This window comes from Prevotella sp. P4-51, assembly GCF_002251455.1.
Taxonomy (GTDB): Bacteria; Bacteroidota; Bacteroidia; order Bacteroidales; family Bacteroidaceae; genus Prevotella.
Genome location: NZ_NPJM01000065.1, coordinates 147,791 through 171,833, shown reverse-complemented (window position 1 = coordinate 171,833; position 24,043 = coordinate 147,791). Strand labels below are relative to the sequence as shown.

The window sequence follows — 24,043 nt, the reverse complement described above, 5'->3', positions numbered from 1 at the left end:
AAGGAATCATTATGAAAGCAATGAAGTTTTGGCTGCTCATAGCAGTAATGATGGTAGCGATAGCTGCACACGCTCGCAAGAATGACGACCCAGAAATGCGTCATGTTCGCCTCACTATGATGGATGGCAAACAGATAGAGGGCTACATTCCTAAGAAGTACATGGGGTGGGCGTTAGAATATCAAGTAAGACTTGCCGAGAATCCAGATGGCAAAAAAGCCAAGAAGTACGATGCTGAGAAAATAGCCAAGATGGAATGGCTTGCACTCACAGAGGAACACCCTGAAGGCGAAGTGTGGGAACATTGCCAAACGATAGCACGTAATTCGATTAGGGCTGTAAAAGAGGATCGCCTTATGGAACTCCTTTACCGCGGCAAGAATGCATCTGTCTATCAAGTTCACGTATTTCTGCCTGGCAATGGCATAAACACAGGAAACTCTTGGGCTACTTGGTATGCACTGAAGCCTAATGGACAGAAAAGGGCATTTATTCTTTACAATGCAACGCTTGGCAAAATGGGAAGCCTGGATCGACAATTCAAGGATCAAAAGGAATATGAGGGACTGAAGAATTACATTCTTGAATGGTGGAACAAAGATAAGTCTTTAGCTAGGAAGCAACTGAATGATGGCGTAGCTATCTTTAGCCATATCTATGATGAATGGAAAGCAGCTTCCAGTAAACAATAATCGGGATTAAGAGTCTCCGACTACAAGGTTGTAGAAACATAGTTTTGATTTTACCGCACACCTCACTAAGCAGCACTTAACTAATTATTACACAATAAATTAGGTAGTGTACGATGTTCAATCAACACCGCACCCGTACCCGAGCAATACAAGGAGTCATCGATATCCCAACATTAGGTGCCTTGAACGCGGTAGTGTAAACAGAACTGTGTCACGGCTCTGATTTTTTATTCTTTCCCTCTTATTTGTGTGCAGATTTCATATCTGCACACAAATAAGAGGAGCCTTTCACAGACAAAGTTACATAATCTTGAACCTATCTCCAATTTTTATAGCAAGTTGTTGTGATATCAGTGCCCAATTAGACAGGGGCATAGTCCATTTCCCACTAATGTATCGATAGGCAAGATACACAAGCTTTTCAAGTGCGGTGTCTGACGGGAATATACCCTTGTTCTTCGTTACTTTGCGCACCTGACGATGATAGCCATCAACCGTATTGGTTGTGTAGATAATCTTGCGGATTGCAGGAGTATACTAAAATCTTCCGTAAGACGCTCCCAGTTGTCGCGCCAGGATTTGATAACTATAGGGTACATCTCACCCCATTTTTCATCAACCATGTCAAGCTGTGCCAATGCGGAATCCTTGCTTACGGCACCGTATACGGTCTTGAGATTCTTCAGAAACTCTTTCTGATGCTTGCTTCCTACATACTTGATTGAGTTGCGGATTTGGTGGACTACACATAGCAGAACGGAGGTTTCTGGGAATACACTTTGGATTGCGTAAGGGAATCCCTTAAGACCGTCTACGCAACAAACCAGAATATCACGTACACCACGGTTCTGAAGGTCGGTCATTACATCAAGCCAGAAGTTAGCAACCTCACTCTCAGATATATACATACCAAGAAGATCCTTGTAGCCAGACTTGTTTATACCTAAGATATCGTATATTGCACGAGTGACTGCACGACCCTTATCGTCCTTCACCTTGTAGTGAATGGCATCAAGCCAGCAAATGGCATACACGGGGTCAAGCATACGCGACTTCCATGCTGTTATTTCGGGAAGAACTCGGTCTGTTATAGCACTGATGGTTTCGGGCACGGGAATGGCGGAGAGCAGAAGAGAAGGGAATACTGGTGGCGTGAGGCTGGCGGCTGGCTGAGAGACAGCCGAGGCGGCTCCGAGGCGGCGGAGGCAGATGACGGCAACCAGGCAGAACAAAAAAAGCGGAGGGTCTCTACAGACTCTCCGCCTAACTGGCATTGGTCGGGATGAGGCGACTCGAACGCCCGACCCCTACGTCCCGAACGTAGTGCGCTACCAACTGCGCTACATCCCGAATGCGGATGCAAAGGTAAATGAAAAAACCGACAATCGAGCAAAAAACCATGAAAAAATTGCCTGTGCCACTCAAAATGAGTACCTTTGTAAACCAATACAAAGGTATAGCTATTAACAATCTAAACAACAGACAATGAAAATGTATCGCAGACTGGGTCTGCTGGCGGCACTGGTAATGATGACGTCGGCAGCCTTTGCACAGATGACCATGGTGAGCAAGGGTAAGGCCAAGGCGTATATCGTGCTGGCCGAAGACAACAGTGTTAACCGCGAAGCAGCCGACATGCTGGCGCGGTTTGTCAACAAGATTTCAGGAGCACAGCTGGAGATAGCTCCCGCCCAGGCCAAAGGTGGCGCCATCGTGATAGGCGAAGCCGCAGCCACTCCCGCCGAGGACGGCTTTGAGCTCGTCTGCAAAAACGGCGCGCTGCACATCAAGACCGGTGGCGGCAAGGGTGCCGTCTATGGCGTGGTAACTCTGCTGGAGCGCTATATGGGCGTAAGCTACTATGCCTACAAGGCCTACACGCTCACCCCTTCAGCCAACATCGAGTTGCCCGAAATCGAGATGAGCGACAAGCCCGCCTTCCGTTTCCGCCAGACCCACAGCTACGGCTGCCAGGACCCCGACTTTGAGCGCTGGTTCCGCCTGGAGAACAGTCAGGACGAGTTTGCAGGCAATCTGTGGGTGCATACCTTCAACCGCATCCTCCCCTCGTCGGTCTACGGCGAGAAGCACCCCGAATACTATTCGTTCATCAACGGCAAGCGCCGCCCTGGAAGCCACAGCCAGTGGTGTCTCTCCAATCCTGAGGTCTACGAGCTGGCGGTGCAGAAGATAGACTCTATCTTCAAGGCCAACCCCGGCATGAAGATGATTAGCGTAAGCCAGAACGACGGCAACAACACCCAATGCCACTGCGAGGCCTGCGCCAAGATAGAGGAGTACGAGGGTGCCCCCTCGGGCAATCTTATCCGCTTTGTCAACAAGCTCGCCAAGCGCTTCCCCGACAAGCAGTTCTCTACCCTCGCCTACCTGTACAGCATGCACCCACCCAAGCATGTAAAACCGCTGCCCAACGTCAACATCATGCTCTGCGACATAGACTGCAAGCGCGAGGTGCCTCTGACCGACAACGAGTCGGGCCGCGACTTCATGCGGGCGCTCGAGGGCTGGAGCAAAATCAGCAACAACATCTTCGTATGGGACTACGGCATCAACTTTGACAACATGGTGGCTCCTTTCCCCAACTTCCACATCATCCAGAAGAACATACAGCTCTTCAAGGAGCACCACGCTACCATGATATTCGAGCAAATCAACGGCGGGCGCCAGCGCGGTACCGACTTCGGCGAGATGCGTGCCTACATGATAGCCAAACTCATGTGGGACCCCTATCAGAACGCCGACTCGCTGATGCGCACATTCATGAAGGGATACTATGGCGCAGCTGCACCTTATATATATAAGTACCAGATGATGCTCACCGGAGCGTTGCTGTCATCGTCGACACCGCTGTGGATATACGACTCACCCATATCCCACAAGAACGGTATGCTCAACGACCGTCTGATGAAGGTCTATGCCGAGATTTTCGACCAGGCCGAGGCTGCCGTGGCCGGTGACAGCACCCTACTTGCCCGTGTCCAGACCGCTCGTCTGCCTCTGCGCTACAGCGAGCTGGAGATAACCCGCACCAAGAACGGTCAGGACGCCGAAGCCACCAGCCGCAAGCTCGAGATATTCCGTGAGCAGTGTGCCAAGTACGGCATCACCAGCCTCAACGAGCGCAACAACCGCTACGACGACTACTGCGACCTCTACAAGAAGCGTTTCCTGCCCCACCCAGACACCAACAAGGCTTCCGGCGCCAAGGTGATATGGCACAGCGCTCCCGACAAGGCCTACCAGCCCATCGCCGACAAGGCCCTGACCGACGGACTCTATGGCGGCACTACCTTTGTGGAAAGCTGGGTAGGATGGGAAGGCCGCGACGCCGACTTCGTGCTCGACATGGGCGAGGCCAAGACCTTCAGCACCGTCACCACCGACTTCCTGCAGCAGCTGGGCGCATGGGTATTGCTGCCCAAGAGCATCAGCTACTCGTACTCGATGGACAACAAGACCTTTACCGACATGGGCCGCATCGACTTTGCCGAAGACAAAGACATACAGGTCAAGTTTATCCCCGGCACCGTGGCCGCCGCCCAGCCCGTAACCGCCCGCTATGTGCGCGTCAAGATTGAGACCATCGGCGTATGTCCTCCCTGGCACTACGGAGTGGGCTACCCGGCATGGTTCTTTATCGACGAGGTTGTCGTAGAGTAAAAACTATAGCACCCAACATAAAATAACCGCCGACAGTGGCTGATATACAAAATTATTGTTGTATATTTGCATGCTGCTTCGGCGGTTATTTTGTATACACGATGGACTATTCGGAGAAATTGGTAGTAAACGGTTTGCGCAAAGGAGATACAAAGGCTTTCAAGTATCTCTATGATACCCACTATCAGGTGCTTTGCCACTTTGCCAGCCGCTATCTGCGCGACGACTATCTCGCCGAGTCGGTGGTGGGCGACGTGATGTTCCATCTCTGGGAAAACCACGAGCGCATAGAGGTCGAAGTGTCGCTGCGCAGTTATCTTATCCGCTGCGTGCGCAACAGTTGTCTCGACCATCTGCGCAAGAACCGCGAGAAATACGAAATCGCCACCGAGGCCATCCCCCCTTCTTCAGACAACACCATGGTGACGGGCAACGGCGAACAGCCGCTGGGCCAGCTGCTGGACAAGGAGCTGGCAGAGAAGCTGGACGAAGCCATAGCCGCCCTGCCTCTGGAATGTCGCACGGTGTTTGAGCTGAGCCGCTTTGCCGGCAAGAAGCATGCCGAGATAGCCCTCGAACTGGGCATATCGGTCAACACGGTGAAGTATCACATCAAGCACGCCCTGCAGATGCTCAACGAGCGGCTGGGGCGCTACATCGTGATGGCACTCTCGCTCCTGAGCATACAGTAATCAATCACAACATAAAGCAAGAAACCACATGAAAAGACATGGACTATTATTGTGCCTGCTGGTGCTGATGCTCCAGGCCATGGCACAGAAGACAGACTACACCCGACTCATCACCCAGGGCGTGACCTATACCGGACGCACCCTCGCCCATGCTGACGGCAGCGTCAGCTTCGACTGGATAGGCGTATATGCGCAGACCGACTTCACCGGCGGCACCATCGCCGTAGACATGAGCAGCACCCGTCCCTGCTACTTCAACGTATTCATCGACGGAGAGTGGACCCAGAAGATATTTGCCGACAGTCTGAGCCACCAGCGCATCGTGCTGGCAGAGAAGTTGGGCAAGGGTACCCACCGTCTGCGTCTGCAGCGTGCCTGCGAGGGCAACGGCATCACCACCATCCACGGTTTCTACGGTGCCAAAGGTGCGCGGCTCAAGGCCGTGGAGCGCAAGAGCCGCATGATAGAAATCTTCGGCGACAGCTACACCTGCGGTTACGGCTCTGACTCGCCCACGCAGAACGAGCACTTCAAGATAGAGACCGAGAACGTGGACCACGCCTACGGCTGCCTCATAGCCCGCTACTTCGACACCGACTATGCCATCCAGGCACACTCAGGCCAGGGCATGGTGCGCAACTACGGCGACAAGAAGCAGCGCTCTGACTACAGCATGCTGGACCGCCACACCAAGGTGTATGACAACGACAAAACGGTGGAATATGACTTCAAGGCATACCGCCCCGACATCGTGCTCATCAATCTCGGCACCAACGACTTCTCGCGTGAGGTCACTCCCACTCCCGACCAGTATGTGGGCAACTATGTCAAGATGATCAAGAGTCTGCGCAGCCACTACGGCAACGTGCCCATACTCTGCATCATGCCCCACTCTGCCCGCAAATATCTGCAGGCTTGCTTCCCCATCCTGCGCGAGCGCTGCTATGACGACAAGCAGGTCTACTTTGCCGAACCCATGCTCGAGGTGCTGCGCGACGGACGCGACTATGGCGCCGACGGCCACCCCAACTACCAGGGCCATCGCAAGATAGCCATGAAGCTGATACCGCAGATAAGCCGTATCATGGACTGGAAGATGGAAGACAAAATCGTAAAATAACCAAACTACAGTATAATGAGAAAAGTAATGATGACACTGGCCTTGGCGCTGGGCCTCACTGCCGCAGCCGCCAATGCCGACTATAGGGTAGTACCGCTGCCAAGAGAGATTGCCGCAGCCAAGGGCGACGCGTACAGGCTGAACGGCGTGACCCGTATAGTGTATCAGGGCGACGCCGACATGGCGCGCAACGCCACATTCCTGGCAGAGTATATCGCTGAGAAGACAGGAATGAAACTCACCACCGCCGTGGCCGACAAGAAAAACCAGCGCGGCAACATCGTGCTGCGCACCGACGCCAAGATGAAGGAGGCCGAAGGCTACCACATCGAGGTATCAGCCCGTGGCATCACCATCAGCGGCGCCACAGTCCAGGGCGTCTTCTACGGCATACAGACCCTGCGCAAGAGTCTGCCCGTGCTCACCCAGGCCGAAGAGGTGACTCTGCCCGCCGTGGTCATCAACGACGCACCCCGCTTCGCCTATCGCGGCATGCACCTCGACTGCTCGCGCCACTTCTTCTCTGCCGACTTTGTCAAGCAGTATATCGACATGCTGGCGCTGCACAACATGAACCGCTTCCACTGGCATCTCACCGAAGACCAGGGATGGAACATCGAAATCAAGAAGTATCCCCGTCTGACCGAGGTGGGCGCATGGCGCAGCGGTACCACCATGGGCCGCAACTCCGATGTAGACGACCACGTGCGCTATGGTGGCTTCTATACCCAGGAGCAGGTGCGCGACATCGTAAAGTATGCTGCCGACCGCTATATCACCATCATCCCCGAGATAGACATGCCCGGCCACATGCTGGCAGCACTTGCCGCCTATCCCGAACTGGGCTGCACCGGCGGTCCCTATGAGGTGGGCCACTACTGGGGCGTGTACCGCGACATCCTCTGTGGCGGCAATCCCAAGACCTATCAGTTTATCAAGGACGTGCTCGACGAGGTGTGCGACCTCTTCCCCTCCGAGTACATACACATCGGCGGCGACGAGGCTCCCAAGATGCGTTGGGAGAAATGTCCCAAGTGCCAGCAGATGATAAGCGACAAGGGTATCGTGGCTGGCAACAAGCAGAGCAAGGAAGACCGTCTGCAGGGATATTTCGCTACCGAAGTGCAGAAATATCTGGCTGCTAAAGGCCGCAAGATCATAGGTTGGGACGAGCTGTTGGAGTGCAACGTAGACCAGTCGGCCACCATCATGTCCTGGCGCGGAGCCGAACCCGGCGCCCAGGCAGCCGCTCTGGGTCACGACGTCATCATGACGCCCAACAGCCACGCCTACTTCGACTACTACCAGACCTCCAACAACCACAACGAGCCTCTGCTCATCGGCGGCGACCTGCCTATAGAGAAGACCTACAGTTTTGAGCCCATACCCGAAGGCACTCCGGCAGAAGCCGGCAAGCACATCCTGGGCGTGCAGGCCAACCTCTGGACCGAGTACATCGTGTCCGAACCTCTGGCTGAGTATCAGGTGCTGCCCAGAATGGGTGCGCTGAGCGAGGTGCAGTGGATGGAGCCCGCACAGAAGGACTTCAAGAACTTTGTGAAGCGTGTGGAGTGTCTGCGCGCCATCTATGAACTCAAGGGCTACACCTATGCCAAGCATCTCTGGCCCGAAGAGCACCTCAAGGGTTCGCGTGAGTTGTAGCCCCACAGCCCGGAAGGAATAAAACAAGAAGAGGATGAACCCCTCCATCATGAAGGTTCATCCTCTTTCATGTGTAGTAGTCCCGCCGAGAATCGAACTCGGATCAAAGGTTTAGGAAACCTCCGTTCTATCCATTTAACTACGGGACCAACGCAACTGCAAAGGTAAGCATATTAATCAAAATATAAGAAAAAATATCGATTTTTCTTTTGGCGCGTTAAACCATTGGTACGCCAAATGCATCAAATAGATTGTATGAAACGACTATACATATTATTATTGTTCGCCCTCGCCACGATGACCATCATGGCGCAGGGAGTGATGAAGGGCCGCATACTGGACAAGGCCCACAGCACCCCACTCGAATTTGTCAACATTCTGGTGGTAGCCCAGAGCGACACTACCAAAATCATCGGCAGCGCCATATCCGACGCCGACGGCAAGTTTGCCGTGCGCAACCTGAAGGAAGGCAAGTACGTGGCACAGCTGTCATACCTGGGCTACAAGTCGATAAGACGCACATTTGCCATCACGGCTGCCGCGCCCACCGTGTCGTATGCCGTGCTCTACATGGCTGAAGACGCCCACATGCTCAAGGAAGTAAAGGTGACGGGGCAGCGCGCCACGATGAAACTGGAGGTAGACCGCAAGTCGTTTGACGTGAGCCAGCTGGTATCCAATTCGGGCCAGGCTGCCTCAGACGTGCTGGACAACATCCCCTCGGTCGAAGTAGACAACGACGGCAACATCTCACTGCGCGGCAACGAGAGCGTAGAGGTGTGGATAAACGGCAAGGCCAGCGGTCTGACCAGCGACAACCGCGCGCAGATATTGCAGCAGTTGCCCGCAGAGAGCATCGAGCGCATAGAAATCATCGACAACCCCTCGGCCAAATTCTCGGCTGAAGGTTCGGCGGGTATCATCAACATCGTGCTGAAGAAAGACCGCAAGGCAGGCTACTACGGTTCGGTAGAGGCGGGTGCCGACACCCGCGGCGGCGCTACGACGAGCTTCAACATCAATATGAACAGCGGCAAGCTGGACGCTTATCTCAACGTGGGCTACCGCCACCGCAAGAACCGCGGACACAGCCAGAGCGAGCAGTATTTCCCCCAGACCTCGCAGTATCAGCGCTATGCCGCCGACAACGACCGCATGGGCAACGGCATCTTCTCGCGGGCTGGCATCACGTGGCACGCCACCAAGAAAGACGACATCTCTCTGAGTGGTATGATTATGGACGGACGCCACAAGAACTGGTCGCTCACGCCCTACCAGTATGGCACTACAGGCAGCAGTACCCCCGACCGCATCATGACCCGACGCACATCGGGCATAGGCAATATGGATATGCTCTACGGAGAGTTCAACTACCGCCACAACTTCACCGACAAGCACTATCTGGACTTTGTGGTGGGACTGAGCAAGTGGAAGAGCGATGATGACAATGTGTATCAGGACTCTACCGACTATATCACAGGCGATATGCCTACCGTGTATAACTACCAGTATCGCCCCATGCACATCAACAACCGCCGCTGGACGGTGAAGCTCGACTATGAGAACCCCATCAGCGAGCACGCCAAGATACAGGCGGGATATGAGGGCAACTTCTCTGAAGAGAACACGCCGCAGGAGTCGTGGGCCGACCAGAGCTGGAACGGACTCAACGCCAGCGAAGACCGCTCCTTCTACAACCGCTTCATCTACGACATGGACCTGCACGCCGTATACCTCACCGCCCAATACCAGCTTGGCAAGCTGGGCGTGATGGGTGGTCTGCGCGGCGAATACTGGCACGTGAACACAGAGAGCTATACCTGGGAGCAGGAGCGCGACCCGTCGAAGCGCGACAAGGCCTTTGACAAGGACTACTTCCAGCTCTTCCCCAGTATCTTCATGAGCTATCAGCTGACAGACAACGACCAGTTGCAGCTCAACTACACGCGTCGTCTGCGCCGTCCTTGGGGCGGACAGCTCAACTCGTTCCGCGACACGCGCGACGCCACCTCTATCTCGTTTGGTAACCCCGAACTTACGCCTGAGTTCTCCAACTCGTTCTCGTTCAACTATCTGCGCACCTGGACCGAGCACTCGTTGCTGGTAAGCGCCTACTACCGTCCGACGACCGACGTGATGCAGCGCGTCAACTGGCACGACGCCGCCACAGGCATCATGTACCAGACCACCAAGAACGTGGCTAAGAGCCAGAGCGAGGGTATCGAGGCGACACTGAAGAACAAGCTGTTCCGCATACTGGACCTCACCACCAACATCAACGCCTACTACTACAAGCTCAACGGATTCAGCTACGTGATAGACGACCAGACCATCACCGGCGAGGGCAATTCCAGCTTCACATGGAACGCGCGCATGCAGGCAAGCCTCATCCTGCCCTACGACATCTCGGTACAGCTCGGCGGACGCTATCGTTCGCGCCAGGTCATCACCCAGGGCTACCGCAAGGGCAACTACAATGTAGACTTCGGAGTGCGCAAGAACTTCATGAACCGCAAGTTTACCGTGTCGCTCAACTGTCGCGATGTGTTCAACACACGCAAGTGGGAGACATTCACATCGAGCGAGTCATTCACCCGCCATCAGATTAACAAGTGGGGCGGTCGCAAGGTCAACCTCACGGTGACCTACAACTTCGGCAACACCAAGAAGAAGCCGCAGCGCCAGCAGGGTATGGACGGCATGAATCCCTCTGAACAGTATTCGGGCGGGGAGGAAATGTAACAAGACACATTCTTTTATAAATAAGCGTTAATTAGGTTAGAAAGGGCTTGACTCCAGGCGTGGAGCTCCAGGCCCTTTCATTGTTGTGGGCCATCGGGGAACAGATAAATGGCGGCAAAAGGCGGTAGAAGAATTAAATGTTATACCTTTGTAGCTGTCTAAACAAAACCTATTATGAAGATTACTACAACCATCGCCGCACTGCTGTTATGCACTGCCGCACTCGCATCAACGCCACACAAGTACCGGCTCGTATGGCAAGACCATTTTGACGGTATCACCTATGACAACCTCTCGTGGTCGAAGATTCCACGTGGCAATGCCGACTGGAAACGCCACATGTCGGACGCCGACTCGCTCTACGCCGTGCACGACGGCAGACTGGTGCTGCGTGGCGCCGTCAACACCCATCGCGACGCCGACACAGCCCGCTATGTCACCGGCGGACTCTACACCAAGCACAAGCGTACCATCAGGCACGGCAAGGTAGAAGTACGCGCAAAGTTTGGCAGCGCACAGGGAGCATGGCCCGCAATATGGATGCTGCCCGATGCTGAGATAAAATGGCCCGAGGGCGGAGAGATAGACATCATGGAGCATCTCAACCACGACACCATCGCCTATCAGACCATACACACATACTACACCCACGTGCTCAAGAAAGACCAGAATCCGCCCCACGGCTCGACGCTGCCCATAGACCGCGACGGCTTCAACACCTATGCGGTGGAGATACTGCCCGACTCCATCATCCTGTCTATCAATGGCAAGACATCGCTGGTCTACCCCAGGATAGAGACCACCGACAAGGGCCAGTTCCCATTCGGTACGCCCTATTACCTGCTCATAGACATGCAGATAGAGGGCTCGTGGGTAGGCAAGGCCGACCCCAAGCAGCTGCCCGTGGAAATGGAGGTAGACTGGGTGAAGTTCTACGAGTTGGAGTGAGGTGCCCCGACCGACTGATTGAACAGAGAGCGGCAGTATCGTTGCCGTCAGCAACTGCAACGCGAAGATACAAACAGCCCGAAGACCGGCAAGACCGGACTTCGGGCTTTGGCTTTGGCTATCCTTGGTGACTGCCGCAGGCTATATACCATTTGCGCCACCCTATACAGCGTGACGCAAAACGGACAATAGCCTCTTAATGGCTTGCAGACACTTGTTTCCAGAGTAGTGATGCCTCGTGGCTATTCTATGCCTAAGCGTTCACGTATAGCTGCTGCAGCGTTAGCCATCTCTTCGCTTTCCGCAAATCGATGGGTATGTTTGTACAAAATAGCCAAGTAGCTATACGATTTTGCCAAATCCGACCCATATAACTGTGGATTATCCTCTGCCAAGCGTTCACGTATAGCCAATGCCGACTTGTGCATCTCTTCGCTTTCTTGGAGCCGCTGGGTACCGCTATACAGGATAGCCAAGTTGTTATATGAATCAGCCAAGTCCGGCTCGTATGCCAGCGGATTCGCCTTTGCCAAGCGTTCACATATAGCCAATGCAGACTTGTACGTCTCTTCGCTTTCCTGGAACCGTTGGGTATCGCTATACAGGATACCCAAGTTGTAATATGAAGCAGCCAAGTCCGGCTCGTATGCCTGCGGATTTGCCTTTGCCAAGCGTTCACGTATAGCTATTGCCGACTTGTGCATCTCTTCGCTTTCTTGGAACCACTGGGTATTTTTGTAAAGAATTGCCAAGTTGTTATATGAATCAGCCAAGGCTGGCTCGTATGCCTGCGGATTTGCCTTTGCCAAGCGTTCACGTATAGCCAAGGCAGACTTGTACATCGCTTCGCTTTCCTGAAACCGTTGGGTATCGCTATATAGATTAGCCAAGTTGTAATATGAATCAGCCAAGTCCAGCTCGTATGCCTGCGGATTCGCCTTTGCCAAGCGTTCATATATAGCCAAGGCAGACTTGTACATCGCTTCGCTTTCCTGGAAACGCTGGGTAGCATAATATAAATTACCAAAGTTGTTATATGAAACAGCCAAGTCCGGCTCGTATGCCTGCGGATTTGCCTTTGCCAAGCGTTCACGTATAGCCAATGCCGATTTGTACATCGCTTCGCTTTCCTGAAACCGCTGGGTATCGCCATATAGATAACCCAAGTTGTAATATGAATCAGCCAAGTCCGGCTCGTATGCCTGCGGATTTGCCTTTGCCAAGCGTTCATATATAGCCAATGCCGATTTGTGCATAGATTCGCTTTCCTGGAACCGCTGGGTAGCATGATATAAATTACCCAAGTTGTAATATGAACCAGCCAAGGCTGGCTCGTATGCCTGCGGATTTGCCTTTGTTAAGCGTTCACGTATAGCTATTGCCAACTTGTACATCTCTTCGCTTTCTTGGAACCGCTGGGTATTTTTGTAAAGAATTGCCAAGTTGTTATATGATTGTGCCAAGTCCGGCTCGTATGCCTGCGGATTTGCCTTTGCCAAGCGTTCACGTATAGCCAATGCCAACTTGTACATCTCTTCGCTTTCCTGGAACCGCTGGGTATCTTTGTAAAGAGCTGCCAAGTTGTTATATGAACGAGCCAGGTCCGGCTCGTATGCCTGCGGATTTGCCTTTGCCAAGCGTTCATATATCGCCAATGCCGACTTGTACATCGCTTCGCTTTCCTGGAGCCGCTGGGTATCACTATATAGAATTGCCAAGTTGTTATATGAACCAGCCAAGTCCGGCTCATACATCTCGGGGTGCTCGCGACACAACTCTGCTCTGATAGACACACTCTCTTCGATATATGCTTCGCACTTGGTGAATTGGTTATTATCAGACAAGAAACAATAATATTCATTCAACTGGTAAGCAAGCTCTGCCTGCGACAAATGGTTTCGCGTCAGCTCGACAGCCCGCTCGTAGGCATTGCAGGCGAGTGAAAATCTATCGGCATTGTCAAAGTCCAGCATCAAGGCTTTGGCTCGCAGGATGTATTCTTCGACCTGTGCTTGGATGGTCTGTATACCTTTTTCTATCAGATCATTGCCGCTCTGCACCAGTTGACGGCCTCGGGCTATCTCCAGTTCTGCCTGCTTGGCTTCAGAAACCATGTCTTCCTCGTTGAGGACATTGATGACACCCTTGATGTTGCCCTGCTCAAACATCTCGATGGCAAGACGCTTGCGTTCGCTCATGGGGCTATTGCTGCTGATTGACTTGTTTACCTGGAAGGCCATGTCAAGCAACTGCTTCTCCATATTGATGATTTGCTCATGACATTTCTGTCGGTCTATGACCTTTTCTCTGAGCAGGTCGTGGGTGTCGTCTATCCCCAATGCGCGCAGTTGGGTGATGTCCTTGTCGAGCTGGGCATATTTCTCCTTCAGATTGCAGTATTCGGGATTGGCTGCCGCAAAAGGCAGATTGGTATAGTCGGCTATCTTGATGCCCTGCAGCGTGACATTACCCTCTTCCACCTTCAACTGGCTGCTGTCGCCTGCAGACAGCCCCATGTCAGGTATGAGTCGCTCAAGTTGCATGACAAAATGGAGATTCATGCTGTCATCACAGGCATAGTTGCACCAATAATGGCCAATGCTCTTGAAGAGTTGGTCCTTGAACGCCTTGAGTTCGTCAGTCTCGACCTCGCCCTCTACAAGAGCGCGTATATAAACGAAGGTCTTGGGATGACTGTGATTGGTTCTGTATTCATCCAGAGCTTGTTCAAACTCCTCGATGGTATACTGTCCAGCCTCTTTATGGAACATACAGATGCACATATCGCAGGAGCGTACGGTCTTATTGTAGACATCCTGCGTCCTTTCACCTGTGCAATAAGCGGGGAAGTCCTCCCATCTGCGGCATTTGATGCGGATACCCCGTGGCTCGTATATGTCGTCAAGTTTGGCTATCAAAGCCTGGAAACTATTGCGGTCGTAATTCAACTCATTGCTCGAGGCAAGAAAAACGGTAATAGTCTTCATGTATCAATTCCTGTTTAGTCGATGTAAATATAGGTGGTAGACGATTATGATGTCGGCGGAAACCACCGTAAGGCATATATGCTTACTGTCAGCAGCCTACGGTCGGCAAACGCCGACGACAAAGATAGTGATATTTTCTATATTGCGGCTGAAATCGGCAAAGAAATTGACACGCACATGACAAATTTCTTCAGAACGGGCCATTCTGGACGCAAATGGCGACGTGAAATAGCCGATTAAAAGGCTGAAACCATGGTTGCAGATATGTATTCACATAATTCACGATTTGATTATCAGAAATAGACGCATCAGGAGCAGGTATGTGTATGCCTCAGAAATATGCGTTGTACGATAATGAGTTTATGGGAAAACGATGCAGGTGCGAAATGCCCGCAGACAGCTGGGCAATGGATTGCTCACGATACGAAAGCAAGCAGTTTCAACAAATTCTTCGATTTATTTGCTGTGCAATGGATATTAATTTGTATCTTTGCAACAGATATAGCATCTGCAGAGTTACCCTTTGGGTACGCCAACCGAGCTGTCAGCCACGGTGGTCCAGTTTGGATGCGAATTGTAGAACAATTAAAACTGACAAAGATGTACGAACACATTGTACTGAATGAGCCGCACGCCTCTATGGAGGGTCTGTATGACGCGGAAAAGAGTTTCTGGAATCTCGATGCCGATTTCCTGAACAATGTAGTAATCAAGTGGACCGACTGGCATACGGACTATCTCTTCCACGGATTGCAGGATAGCCGCATTACGACGGTGCGCTTTCCCTACTCCCGATTTATCGTTGACGCTGAGAGACTCTGGAACGACCCCATGAAAAGCATCGGGCAAGGTATCGTCTACAAAGAGTTTGAAGATTATAGGCGTGACATACCCTCTGACCTGGAACAGCATCTCCTGAATCTGTGGCACTGGCATCAAGACCGCCTCAGACAGGCGCTGCAAGAAGGCGCGCTGCTTCTCGATTGTCATTCATTCCCTGATGACTTGAGCGATGTAGACATCTGTATCGGCTACAACGAAGACTGGTCGAAGCCATCTCATGAAGTTATAGATATGGCTGTCAACCATTTTATGGACAAGGGGTACAAGGTGGGCGTAAACTACCCATACAGCAACTCGGAGACTCCCGATTGCGACTTCGGCTATCACTCACTGATGCTGGAGGTAAACAAGAAAACGTATCTCAAACCCGGTTCCATCCTCCTGCAAGATGATGGCCTGAGAGATGACATTACTGCCTTCCAGCGACAATTGCTGATGGGCAGTTGACAAAAGAACAGCCGCCTCTGTCATTGTGACAAAGGCGGCTATATCTTTAGTGAGTATTGGCGGAGACGCGGTTACATCAGGATGCTCTTCAACACGCCCAACCCTTTCTTCAAGCCACCGCTCTTCTTCTGAGATTTGGTGCTGGCGTTCTTCGCCTTTTGTTTGGTGTTAGAGAAGCTGGAGCCGCGCCAGCGTACGGGGTGCAGATACTTAGATTCGAAATAGAGGTGCTGACCAGTATATTTGTCTTTCACCTCGGTAGAGCCGTTGTAGCCCTTCATGCGATATACCCACACTCGCTCGTAGAAACCTAATGTAGAATTGGTGACACCGGTGTTGTGGGGCATCGTGGAGAGGGCATCGTGACTCGAATAGGTGGTAATATAAGCTACATTGTCGCTATCCGACACCGTCTGCGCCCAACCAGTATGCTGCGCCAGGGTGGCACGTTCGGCAGTAGCCAGCGCCAGCTCGATGGAGCAAGGAGCGTTGGGCGCCAGGGTGGTCTTGGTCACTGGGTCGACAAGCTCCAGCGCCTCCATAAACGCCATGGGCTCCTTGGCCCACTCCTTGAGCTGAGGGCTGTCGGTATAGGCAGTGAGGTTGGAGTTGTAGTCGGTATAGGTATACTTGGAGTTCTGCTCAATATAGCGCATGGCACGATAGATGAGTGTTGCCATCTCCTGACGTGTCATGGGAGCCGACATATCGGGAGTGCCATCGGCGATGTCGGCAAAGAGGTTCAACTTGCCTTCATCGGCGTTCTTCTCGGTCATCTCCTTGATGAGCCTCAGGGCTATCGATGCCACCTGCTGGCGGGTGGCGGTTACGGTATAGTCGTTGCCCAAGAGTTGCTCGTCAATGAGGTTGTCGCAGAGGGCACGGTTGACCTCGTCCTCTGCCCATACGCTCTTCTTCACGGTGCTGCGGACGAGCAGCGTGAACATATCGGGCTGAGGGGTAGTAGCCAGTTTGGCATTGTCTTCGCGCATATTCAGCTGGGCCTCCATGTGCTTACGGAACAGGGGCAGCGTGCCTCCAAAGCCTGCTGCACGACGATGCTTCTCGGTAAGATGGCGCTGCTCATAGTTGGACGACATGCCGCACCATATACAGCTCTGCCAGTAGATATGCTCGCCAGCGGCATTGGTGCCCACATAGGCTTGGTCGGTGGCAAGGTTGGCCTTGAAGTAATGGACGCCAGGAATGTAAGTCTTTTCGTCTTCTGGCTTAAGGAACATGAAGGTGTGATGGGGATTACGCTCGCACTGGCCGCAGATGCTGCAGGAATAATACACCTTAGGGGCTTGCGTACAGGTGTAATACTGCATGCGACGGTCGGCGGTGAATAACCTCGACACAAAGTTGTGCTTGGTGCATGGATTCTTGGTAGCCTTGAGTCCGGCCTTCTGGGCGTCGGCCACATTGCCCGTATAGGTTCTCACGGTGTAGGGCGGAAACTTGGCATGCTTCGCCATGAGCGCTTTTACAGCTTCGCCCTGCTTGGCAGGCACACACAGCGTGGCATCGCCCGCAAGAAACATGGTGCTGTGGCTTTGGTAATAATAGCTATCGGGCCAAATAGGGTTCTTCATACCCTCGTTGAGGACGCGCATAAACGTCACGGCATTGACTTTGTCGCTGAGCCACACCTCCTTGAGATTGTAATAACCAGACTGATACAGGCTCAGTGCACTGGCGAACTCCTTGTAGACAGCCTCGTCGCCAGTGTCTACAATAACCTTGGTAAGGAAGACACGGTTGGGGCCCTCAAACTCAGGCAGAGGGTCGTGGGTCTCGGTAATGGTGACCACATCGTGGGGATGGAAGGAGCCACAGCAGGCGTCGGCCGTCGCTGTGGAATAAATGTTATGGCTGGCACGACTTTTCTTCTTGTTGGCGATGTAATCTCCAAACAGGTTTTCCTTCTCCAGGTTGCCGCCTTTGCCGCCAGGCACGGTGAACACAACGCTGAAACTGGGGTAATAAGGGCCACTGATATTCACGCGGGCGGGGGCGCCGTTGACGGTAATCTTAATCATGGTGTCGTCTACATAATAGTCGCCGTCGCGCATCTGGTACTTGAGGGTGTAAGGGCCCTTGGTGTCGAGCATCACCTTGATTGATGCCCTGTAGGAGTAGCCGGCCTTAAACTTGGGGTGGGAAGGGTCTTTGGTGTCAAACTCGCCTTCCCAAATAATGTTCATGATTGAGGCGATGCCCTGCTGGACCAGGTCGCCATAAGAGGTCTTGGCGGCGGTGAGTTTGAGTTCTTCGCCCTCCTGCAAAGTCATTCAGGCTTGGGGCACCGGGATGGTGAGGTCGAGAGAGGTTATCACCTTGTTGCCGGCAGCCTTCATGGTCGAAGGAAGCAGCGAAAGCACAGCGATGAGTAGGGTCAGGAAGTGTTTCATGTTCGCTTTGTACATTTGGTTAGAAAATCAGTTAATGTGCAACACTATGGTTAATGATATCTTTAGGATGATTGAGTAACTACCTGTAATCGGGAGTCAGTGTCCAGTCGAAGAAGCCTCTTATGCCTGTGTTGCGTAGACAAACAAGAGCATTTCTACCACTGACGCAGCAAATTTACGAATTAATTCCGACAAAACAACTCCTTCGGGGAAATAATTTTCATCGATATAAACACAAACTCCGCAATACACACGATGATGTATTGCGGAGTCTATATTGGGGATAATAATCTATCAGAAGCTAATCTTGGTGCCGAGGCTCAACTTGGCCATCGCCTCGACGGGATAGGAGTTGTGGGAGCGCTCGATGGTCTTGCCGAAGGCTGCCACCGATGGTTCGAGATATATCTCAACCTGTGGGGCGACACGCACACCAGCCTGGACGGCTGCCTGGAGACCGGGGGCGTAGGTGGGACCATGACCCGAACGGGTGGCGACATTCATCGAAGCACCGAGGAGGGTGGTAAGCTGGAACACATCGTTCTCGGTCGACTCGCCAGTGATGGCGCTCTTGACGTTGAGCATATATCCAGCCTGCAGAGAGTGGATGCTCTGGTTGTGCTCGCCACGGCGCTGGGCGGTGAGGTTGCTCAGGCGCACATAGGCACCATTGGTCTGGTCGAGCCAGCGACCATAACCCAAGTCGGCATTGAAGGTGAACTTGTTGCGGTAAGGACTCACCTCGCGGAACGAGCCCGAATAGGTACCGACACCCAGTCCGGCCATCACGACATTGCTATGGGCGGGAGCGCCGTGGTTGTCGCGTTTGCTCTGATGCCGGTTCATGCTGTAGTCGAGACCCAGCAGCAGCTGAGGCATCACGCGCTGACTCTGGCTGTTCCATCGGCTGGACATCTGGTAAGACAACTGGGGCTCGACAACCACTCTCACGGCGTCGGAGACGCGCAGCGACATCTGTGTACCCACATGCACATCAGGAGCGAAGCAGGTACGTCCATCGCCGAAATCAACTCCAGCATTGGCTCCCACAAATCCATTGAAACTGAGCACACGGTCGGGGTCGTAGCCATAGGTCTGGGCAGTGAAGTCGGTCATCCAGTCGAGTCCGAAACCCACCTGACCCTGTCGGCTATTGTGGATGGCGCGCTGGATGTAGCCCTGGAGATTGGCACGCCATGCCGAGGTATTGGAATACCAGTGGGTATAGCTCAGTCGGCCGATGGGGCTGTAGGCACGGGCGGTGCGCAGGTCGCCGAGATGATTGGTCACGCCGCCAGCTATCATGATAGAGGTGCGGCGGTTGTCGCCATCAGCCTTCTTGTAGCTGTCGGGCATATCGAGATTGAACTGCACGCCAGCCTGGATGCCGGCGATGAGGTCGAGTTTGGCAAAGCTGAGTGTACTGGGCAGGAGGTTGTCGCCATAGCCCTGCAGACGAGGCTCGATGAAGAAACCCATCAAGCGGTTGGGACGCCAGGTGGCGCGGAGCGAAGCATTGAGACCCATGAAGAGACTGGTCTTGCCCTCACGACGAAGGACATTGGCACCCAAGCCGCCGACGACATCAAACTTGCGGTCGGCACGATAGCCATAGAGCGCATTGGTGAGGTTGAGCAGATAGTCGGCTCCCGCAGAGACATGCTTGTAACGGTTGCGGTCGTTGACATCGTACTGGGTCTGAGCCAGCTGACCCCACAGACGCATACCATGGAGCGGACTGAACCACTTGCCCACAGCCACATAGAGCGACGGACGGAGATAATCGCCGGGATGCTTGAGGGAAGAGGCCATGACGGGGAGATTGAGTCCGATACCAGTCTCGACAAACATATGGTCGTGCCAGGCTTGTTGAGTGAAGGTGTCATCGTCGCGCAGCGCACGGCGGTCGTGATAAGTATAGACGAGACCGGCAAGCACTGAGCCCATCACATCGCGCTGATTGAAGGAGTTGGCATAGGGTGCGTAGCTGTTGCCATAGAAATCTACACGGGGCTCAACGACAAAGTCGATATCGCGACTCAACCGGACATTGGCCTGCAAACCACCGCCATAGCCGAAAGCATGACCATGGATACCAGGATAGACCGAAGTGTAGTTGTAGCTCACACCAGCAAGGGCGTTGACCCAGAACCTGCGGTCGGGATTGTAGCCACCGAAGGCGTTGTGCATATTGAGCATATAGTCAAGTCCGGCGCCGATGGCCTTGACCTTGTTATGGTATTTCTGGTCGAAGTAGCTGCCGTTGACATTGAGGCGCAGACCATTGGTGTGGCCAAACCACTTGCCAAGAGTACCGGCAAGACGCAGACCGCCATAGTCGCTCCAGTTGCTGGGGTCTGAGCTGAGCAGCGCAGTAGGACCGCCCATCACACCGATGAAGATATTGTCAGCCCAGCCCACATGTCCCTTGTCTTCGGTATAACTGAGGCGATGCTGGGACAGACGATAGCCCAAACCAGCCGAAAGCGAAGCCACGGGGCGGTAGCCATGCCAGGTTGCACCCTGAGCCACGTCGTCGTCCATAATCGCGACGCGGGGCTCTATATATAAATAGGTAAAGGGAGAGAGGGCTGCCTGACCGCGCAGACCGATATGGACATCGAGTCCGCGGGCGCTGACACCCTCTTGGCGTGAATAGTGGTAACCCAGTCCGGCGATGCCATAGAGCTCAAAGGTGCGGGGCTGGTAGTCGTTGCCATACTGCGACAGGGCGGTGAGGTTGAGCAGATAGTCCAGTCCACCTCCCACATACTTGGTTCTGAAGCCATCGGGCTTGAATATACCGCCATCGAAATGGAGGCGCATTCCATGCTCGGGGGTAAACCAGTCGCCGATATTCAGTTCGCCCAAGCCATTGGTGGTGATACCACCGGGACCCATGGCACTTATGCCCAAACCGGCATCGACAAACAGATGGTCGAAGAGTGTCTTGTCCTTATACGTTTTGCTTACGCGGGGACGCTGCAGCATATGGTCGAGTGCGCTTCCGGGCACCTGACCTGCGGCCGTCAGGGCGACGGCACACAGCGCGAGCCACAGCATGTTGATTCTCTTTATCTTGTTCATAGTGGTATTATTGCTCGTTTGGTTGGTTCTTCTTATCTAACAGCAGGTCGTTCACATCGCCATCGACATGGGCTATCTTCTCCAGCGAGGGATCCATCTCCAGTGCCTTCTTCAGTGCCTTATACGCATCAACGGGGTCATCGAGACGGTTCAGGCAGATGGCGCGTAGATAGTGGGTCAGTGCTTCGTCCTCGGGCAGAGTCTTGCTGAGTTCCGAAGCCTCCTTGTTGCGCTTCATGGCAAGCAGCATGATGAGCTCGTTGCGCTTGCCAGTCTGGGCCACGGTGTTGAAGTTGTCTTCATAGCGGCCGTTGAGCACAGCGTTGACGGCGAGGAGCAGATGCGACTGTTCGTTGTCGGCCACGAAGTCAGCCACCGAGTCAGCCTGACTGTAGAGTCCGGCGTTGAGCAGAGCTATCATCTGGTTGGTATTGACCACCTGTGGCGCACTGCGTCCCACAAAGCGGCGCAGGATGTCGGGGTCAGAGGCCTGACGGTTGATGAGCAGGGCTTCAAGGTCGTTGGCGGCAGCCATAAACGAGGGATACATCTCGAGCGACTGGCGCAGTATCTTCTCGCGCTTGTTGCGGTCGGTCTCATTGCGGTAGAGCTTGAAAAACTCGAAACGCGACAGCTGCTTGTAGTCTTTCTCGTACAGCTCGGCTATCTCCTCGAGAGTGAGCTGACGGAAGATAGAGTAGTTCATCACGTAACCTACCTTACGCAACTGGGGCAGATACTTGCCTTCAAGCAGACGGCCGAAGAAGGGCAGCTTGCGGATGGCGCGACCTTGCTGGTCGATGTTACCATAGCGCTTGACGATCTGCTCTACCTGGGCAGCCTCGTCATAGAGACTGTCGGCGCGCATCAGCTTGACCACATCGCTCCAGGGGGCCACGGCAGCCTTGGACTTGAACTGCATATCGCGGCGCAGTTCCTCGGGAACCAGCTGGCGCAGATAGTTGACCGCAAAGTCCATACGACGCTGGGCGAGGGTGAGGTTATAGTTGTAGCGGCCGTCGGGCGACGATGTACCTTCCATAGAGAGGGCTTGCAGCGTGGCGTCCTTGGTGCCGGCTATCTGCTGTATCTGCTGGCGCATCTTCTCCACCTCTGCCGCGTTCTGCGAGTCATTGGTGTCAAAGACGCTCTTGCCGATGGGGAATCTCAGATTGACCTCGCCACGGCTGTCACGCAGCTGCATCTCGGCTTGGGGATGTAGGCAGAGTCGTTCATCTCTCCGGCGGCAAACGAATAGTCAAGCCAGCGCAGGGGGTTCACCGTGCCACGGGCTATGATGGTGGTGTCGCGGTAGAGTATGCGGTTATAGTTCTCGATAGCCATATAGACATCGCAGGAGAACTCGTCCTTGACATGCTCCACATAGATGGAGTCCGAATAGCCTATGATGTCATTGGTGCGGTTCTTCTCTCTCATCGCCTTGCTCTTCACGGTGACATGGCGTGCCAGAGGGTCGCCGGCTACACTGTCGTTCATATTGAAGCCATACATGCGGTCTTGGGTGGTGTTATATCCCTTGGCGTCATAGACCAGCGGACGCATCAGCTTCAGCTCACCGCGGGTAACGTCGTTGAGGATGGGCTGCACCACGAGTCGTGTGTCGTGCGAGAACATCTCGCGAGGCACTCTCACGCGGGTTCTCACGTGGAAGTAGTTGCCCTTCACCTCGATATCGGTGGGCTCGGGGGTTATCTTGTCCTTGATGATCTTGGCAGCCACGACTACCTCACCCAGGGAGATGTTCTCTTCTTCCATCTCGACTTCCATAAACTTCTGGTTCTTCACCTTGACCTTCACGCTCTTGGCACCTACCATACTGAACTTGAGAGTAGTGCCCAGGTGTACGTTGAAGGCGAAACGGCCGTCTACATCGGTGGCGGCATAGGCGCGCTTCACATGGGCATCGGTGATATTGACGCCTATCAGGGGTTCCTTGTCCGACTTCGATACCACCCTACCGGTGATACGTATCGTCTCTTGTGCTGAGGCCACCGTCACGAGGGCCAACGACAGAACGAGTGCAGACAACCAACGCTGCGCCAGCGTCCGCAAACTTGTAGTACGAGTCATAATTGTTATGAAATGTCTGTTGTTGATAATGGGGATGTTATCCTTACTTCAGAATGTATACAAAGGAGACGCCTGCCTTGAGCGGCGCAGCCATCCAGCGGGTATTATTCGCTTTTTCAGGCTCGGCCTGACCCTTCTCCACATTATAATATTTCTCCTTGCGATGCAGGAATCCGGCACCGGCGGTGAGTTCGAGACTCCAACGCTTGCCCAACACAAAGCTGTAGCCGTAGGTGAGACCCACGCCTAATGCGTCACCGTCATGATGACACTGCTTGTGGGTCAGGTCATAGTCGGCAGCCACTCCCATCAGACCGATGAAATGGCCAGCTTGCGGACGGGCACTCAGCCAATAGCGCATTTCGGGCGTGAAGGCATAGCCCTTGACCTTGTAGTCCTTGATGTTCATAAAACTGGTCATCGCCTCCATGTTGAGGGTGAGATGACGATTCATTCTGAACTCCATTCCTATATTCGGAGTCTCGGCAGCCCAGTACAGGGCATTGGTCTTGAGATTGATGCGTTGGGCACTGACGCTTAGTGTCAGGCAAACGGCCAAGACAAGCAACGTGATTACTCTCTTCATCCTAAACTAATAGTTTTCTCCTATAGATAATTGACGTTATGACAACCATAG

Annotated in this window: 15 protein-coding genes, 2 tRNA genes, 1 pseudogene and 1 riboswitch; of the genes and pseudogenes, 8 read left to right on the top strand and 10 right to left on the bottom strand. The window is 53.5% G+C overall.

What is annotated here, in order from left to right; genetic code table 11:
* The first annotated feature begins 11 nt into the window (after positions 1-11).
* Positions 12-692, top strand: a complete 681-nt coding sequence (locus CIK94_RS11925; protein ID WP_022310353.1) for a hypothetical protein — start codon at positions 12-14, stop codon at positions 690-692.
* Positions 693-992: 300 nt separating this feature from the next.
* Here CIK94_RS11925 and CIK94_RS11920 read toward each other — a convergent pair.
* Both CIK94_RS11920 and CIK94_RS11915 read right to left on the bottom strand, forming a co-directional pair.
* Positions 993-1,798: pseudogene (locus tag CIK94_RS11920) on the bottom strand (IS256 family transposase); the annotation flags it as partial.
* Positions 1,799-1,966: 168 nt separating this feature from the next.
* A tRNA-Pro gene (locus CIK94_RS11915) sits at positions 1,967-2,042 on the bottom strand.
* A 135-nt stretch (positions 2,043-2,177) separates the two neighbouring features.
* On the opposite strand from CIK94_RS11915, the gene CIK94_RS11910 reads away from it, so the two are divergent.
* From CIK94_RS11910 to CIK94_RS11895, 4 genes are all read left to right on the top strand, one after another.
* Entirely contained in the window at positions 2,178-4,373 is a 2,196-nt protein-coding gene (locus tag CIK94_RS11910; protein WP_094423147.1) for a DUF4838 domain-containing protein, read from the top strand.
* Between the two features lie 101 nt (positions 4,374-4,474).
* Positions 4,475-5,065 (top strand): RNA polymerase sigma-70 factor, encoded by a 591-nt coding sequence (locus CIK94_RS11905; RefSeq protein ID WP_094423146.1) that lies wholly within the window; start codon positions 4,475-4,477, stop codon positions 5,063-5,065.
* Between the two features lie 28 nt (positions 5,066-5,093).
* Positions 5,094-6,185 carry an SGNH/GDSL hydrolase family protein gene (locus tag CIK94_RS11900; protein WP_022310358.1) on the top strand — a complete coding sequence of 364 codons (1,092 nt, stop codon included), beginning with the start codon at positions 5,094-5,096 and terminating at the stop codon, positions 6,183-6,185.
* A gap of 15 nt (positions 6,186-6,200) precedes the next feature.
* Positions 6,201-7,847 (top strand): beta-N-acetylhexosaminidase, encoded by a 1,647-nt coding sequence (locus tag CIK94_RS11895; RefSeq protein ID WP_094423145.1) that lies wholly within the window; start codon positions 6,201-6,203, stop codon positions 7,845-7,847.
* Positions 7,848-7,924: 77 nt separating this feature from the next.
* Here the strand turns inward: CIK94_RS11895 and CIK94_RS11890 are convergent.
* Positions 7,925-7,996: transfer RNA gene (locus CIK94_RS11890), tRNA-Arg, on the bottom strand.
* A gap of 106 nt (positions 7,997-8,102) precedes the next feature.
* Between CIK94_RS11890 and CIK94_RS11885 the strand changes: the two genes are divergently transcribed.
* Both CIK94_RS11885 and CIK94_RS11880 read left to right on the top strand, forming a co-directional pair.
* On the top strand, positions 8,103-10,589 hold the full coding sequence (locus tag CIK94_RS11885; RefSeq protein WP_094423144.1) for a TonB-dependent receptor domain-containing protein: 2,487 nt from the start codon (positions 8,103-8,105) through the stop codon (positions 10,587-10,589).
* Between the two features lie 174 nt (positions 10,590-10,763).
* Complete coding sequence (locus CIK94_RS11880) at positions 10,764-11,537, top strand: glycoside hydrolase family 16 protein (RefSeq protein ID WP_094423143.1); 774 nt, start codon at positions 10,764-10,766, stop codon at positions 11,535-11,537.
* 242 nt (positions 11,538-11,779) lie between these two features.
* Here CIK94_RS11880 and CIK94_RS11875 read toward each other — a convergent pair whose 3' ends face one another.
* Positions 11,780-14,524: a tetratricopeptide repeat-containing protein gene (locus tag CIK94_RS11875; protein WP_094423142.1), complete on the bottom strand. Its 2,745-nt coding sequence runs from the start codon at positions 14,522-14,524 to the stop codon at positions 11,780-11,782.
* Between the two features lie 499 nt (positions 14,525-15,023).
* Positions 15,024-15,125: riboswitch (SAM-I-IV-variant riboswitch) on the top strand.
* Between CIK94_RS11875 and CIK94_RS11870 the strand changes: the two genes are divergently transcribed.
* A complete protein-coding gene (locus tag CIK94_RS11870; protein WP_158216576.1) occupies positions 15,125-15,814 on the top strand; it encodes an N-formylglutamate amidohydrolase in 690 nt (229 codons plus the stop codon). Its footprint overlaps the riboswitch before it by 1 nt.
* Before the next feature lie 71 nt (positions 15,815-15,885).
* Here CIK94_RS11870 and CIK94_RS11865 read toward each other — a convergent pair whose 3' ends face one another.
* From CIK94_RS11865 to CIK94_RS11845, 6 genes are all read right to left on the bottom strand, one after another.
* Entirely contained in the window at positions 15,886-18,108 is a 2,223-nt protein-coding gene (locus tag CIK94_RS11865) for a hypothetical protein (RefSeq protein WP_094423140.1), read from the bottom strand.
* Positions 18,109-18,243 carry a hypothetical protein gene (locus CIK94_RS14895; protein WP_256387323.1) on the bottom strand — a complete coding sequence of 45 codons (135 nt, stop codon included), beginning with the start codon at positions 18,241-18,243 and terminating at the stop codon, positions 18,109-18,111.
* A gap of 279 nt (positions 18,244-18,522) precedes the next feature.
* Positions 18,523-21,315 carry a hypothetical protein gene (locus tag CIK94_RS11860; protein WP_094423139.1) on the bottom strand — a complete coding sequence of 931 codons (2,793 nt, stop codon included), beginning with the start codon at positions 21,313-21,315 and terminating at the stop codon, positions 18,523-18,525.
* 7 nt (positions 21,316-21,322) lie between these two features.
* A complete protein-coding gene (locus CIK94_RS11855) occupies positions 21,323-22,519 on the bottom strand; it encodes a hypothetical protein (RefSeq protein WP_094423138.1) in 1,197 nt (398 codons plus the stop codon).
* Entirely contained in the window at positions 22,483-23,406 is a 924-nt protein-coding gene (locus CIK94_RS11850; protein ID WP_094423137.1) for a carboxypeptidase-like regulatory domain-containing protein, read from the bottom strand. Before CIK94_RS11850 ends, CIK94_RS11855 begins: the two co-directional genes overlap by 37 nt.
* A gap of 43 nt (positions 23,407-23,449) precedes the next feature.
* Positions 23,450-23,992 (bottom strand): DUF3575 domain-containing protein, encoded by a 543-nt coding sequence (locus tag CIK94_RS11845; RefSeq protein WP_022310368.1) that lies wholly within the window; start codon positions 23,990-23,992, stop codon positions 23,450-23,452.
* Between the last annotated feature and the right edge of the window lie 51 nt (positions 23,993-24,043).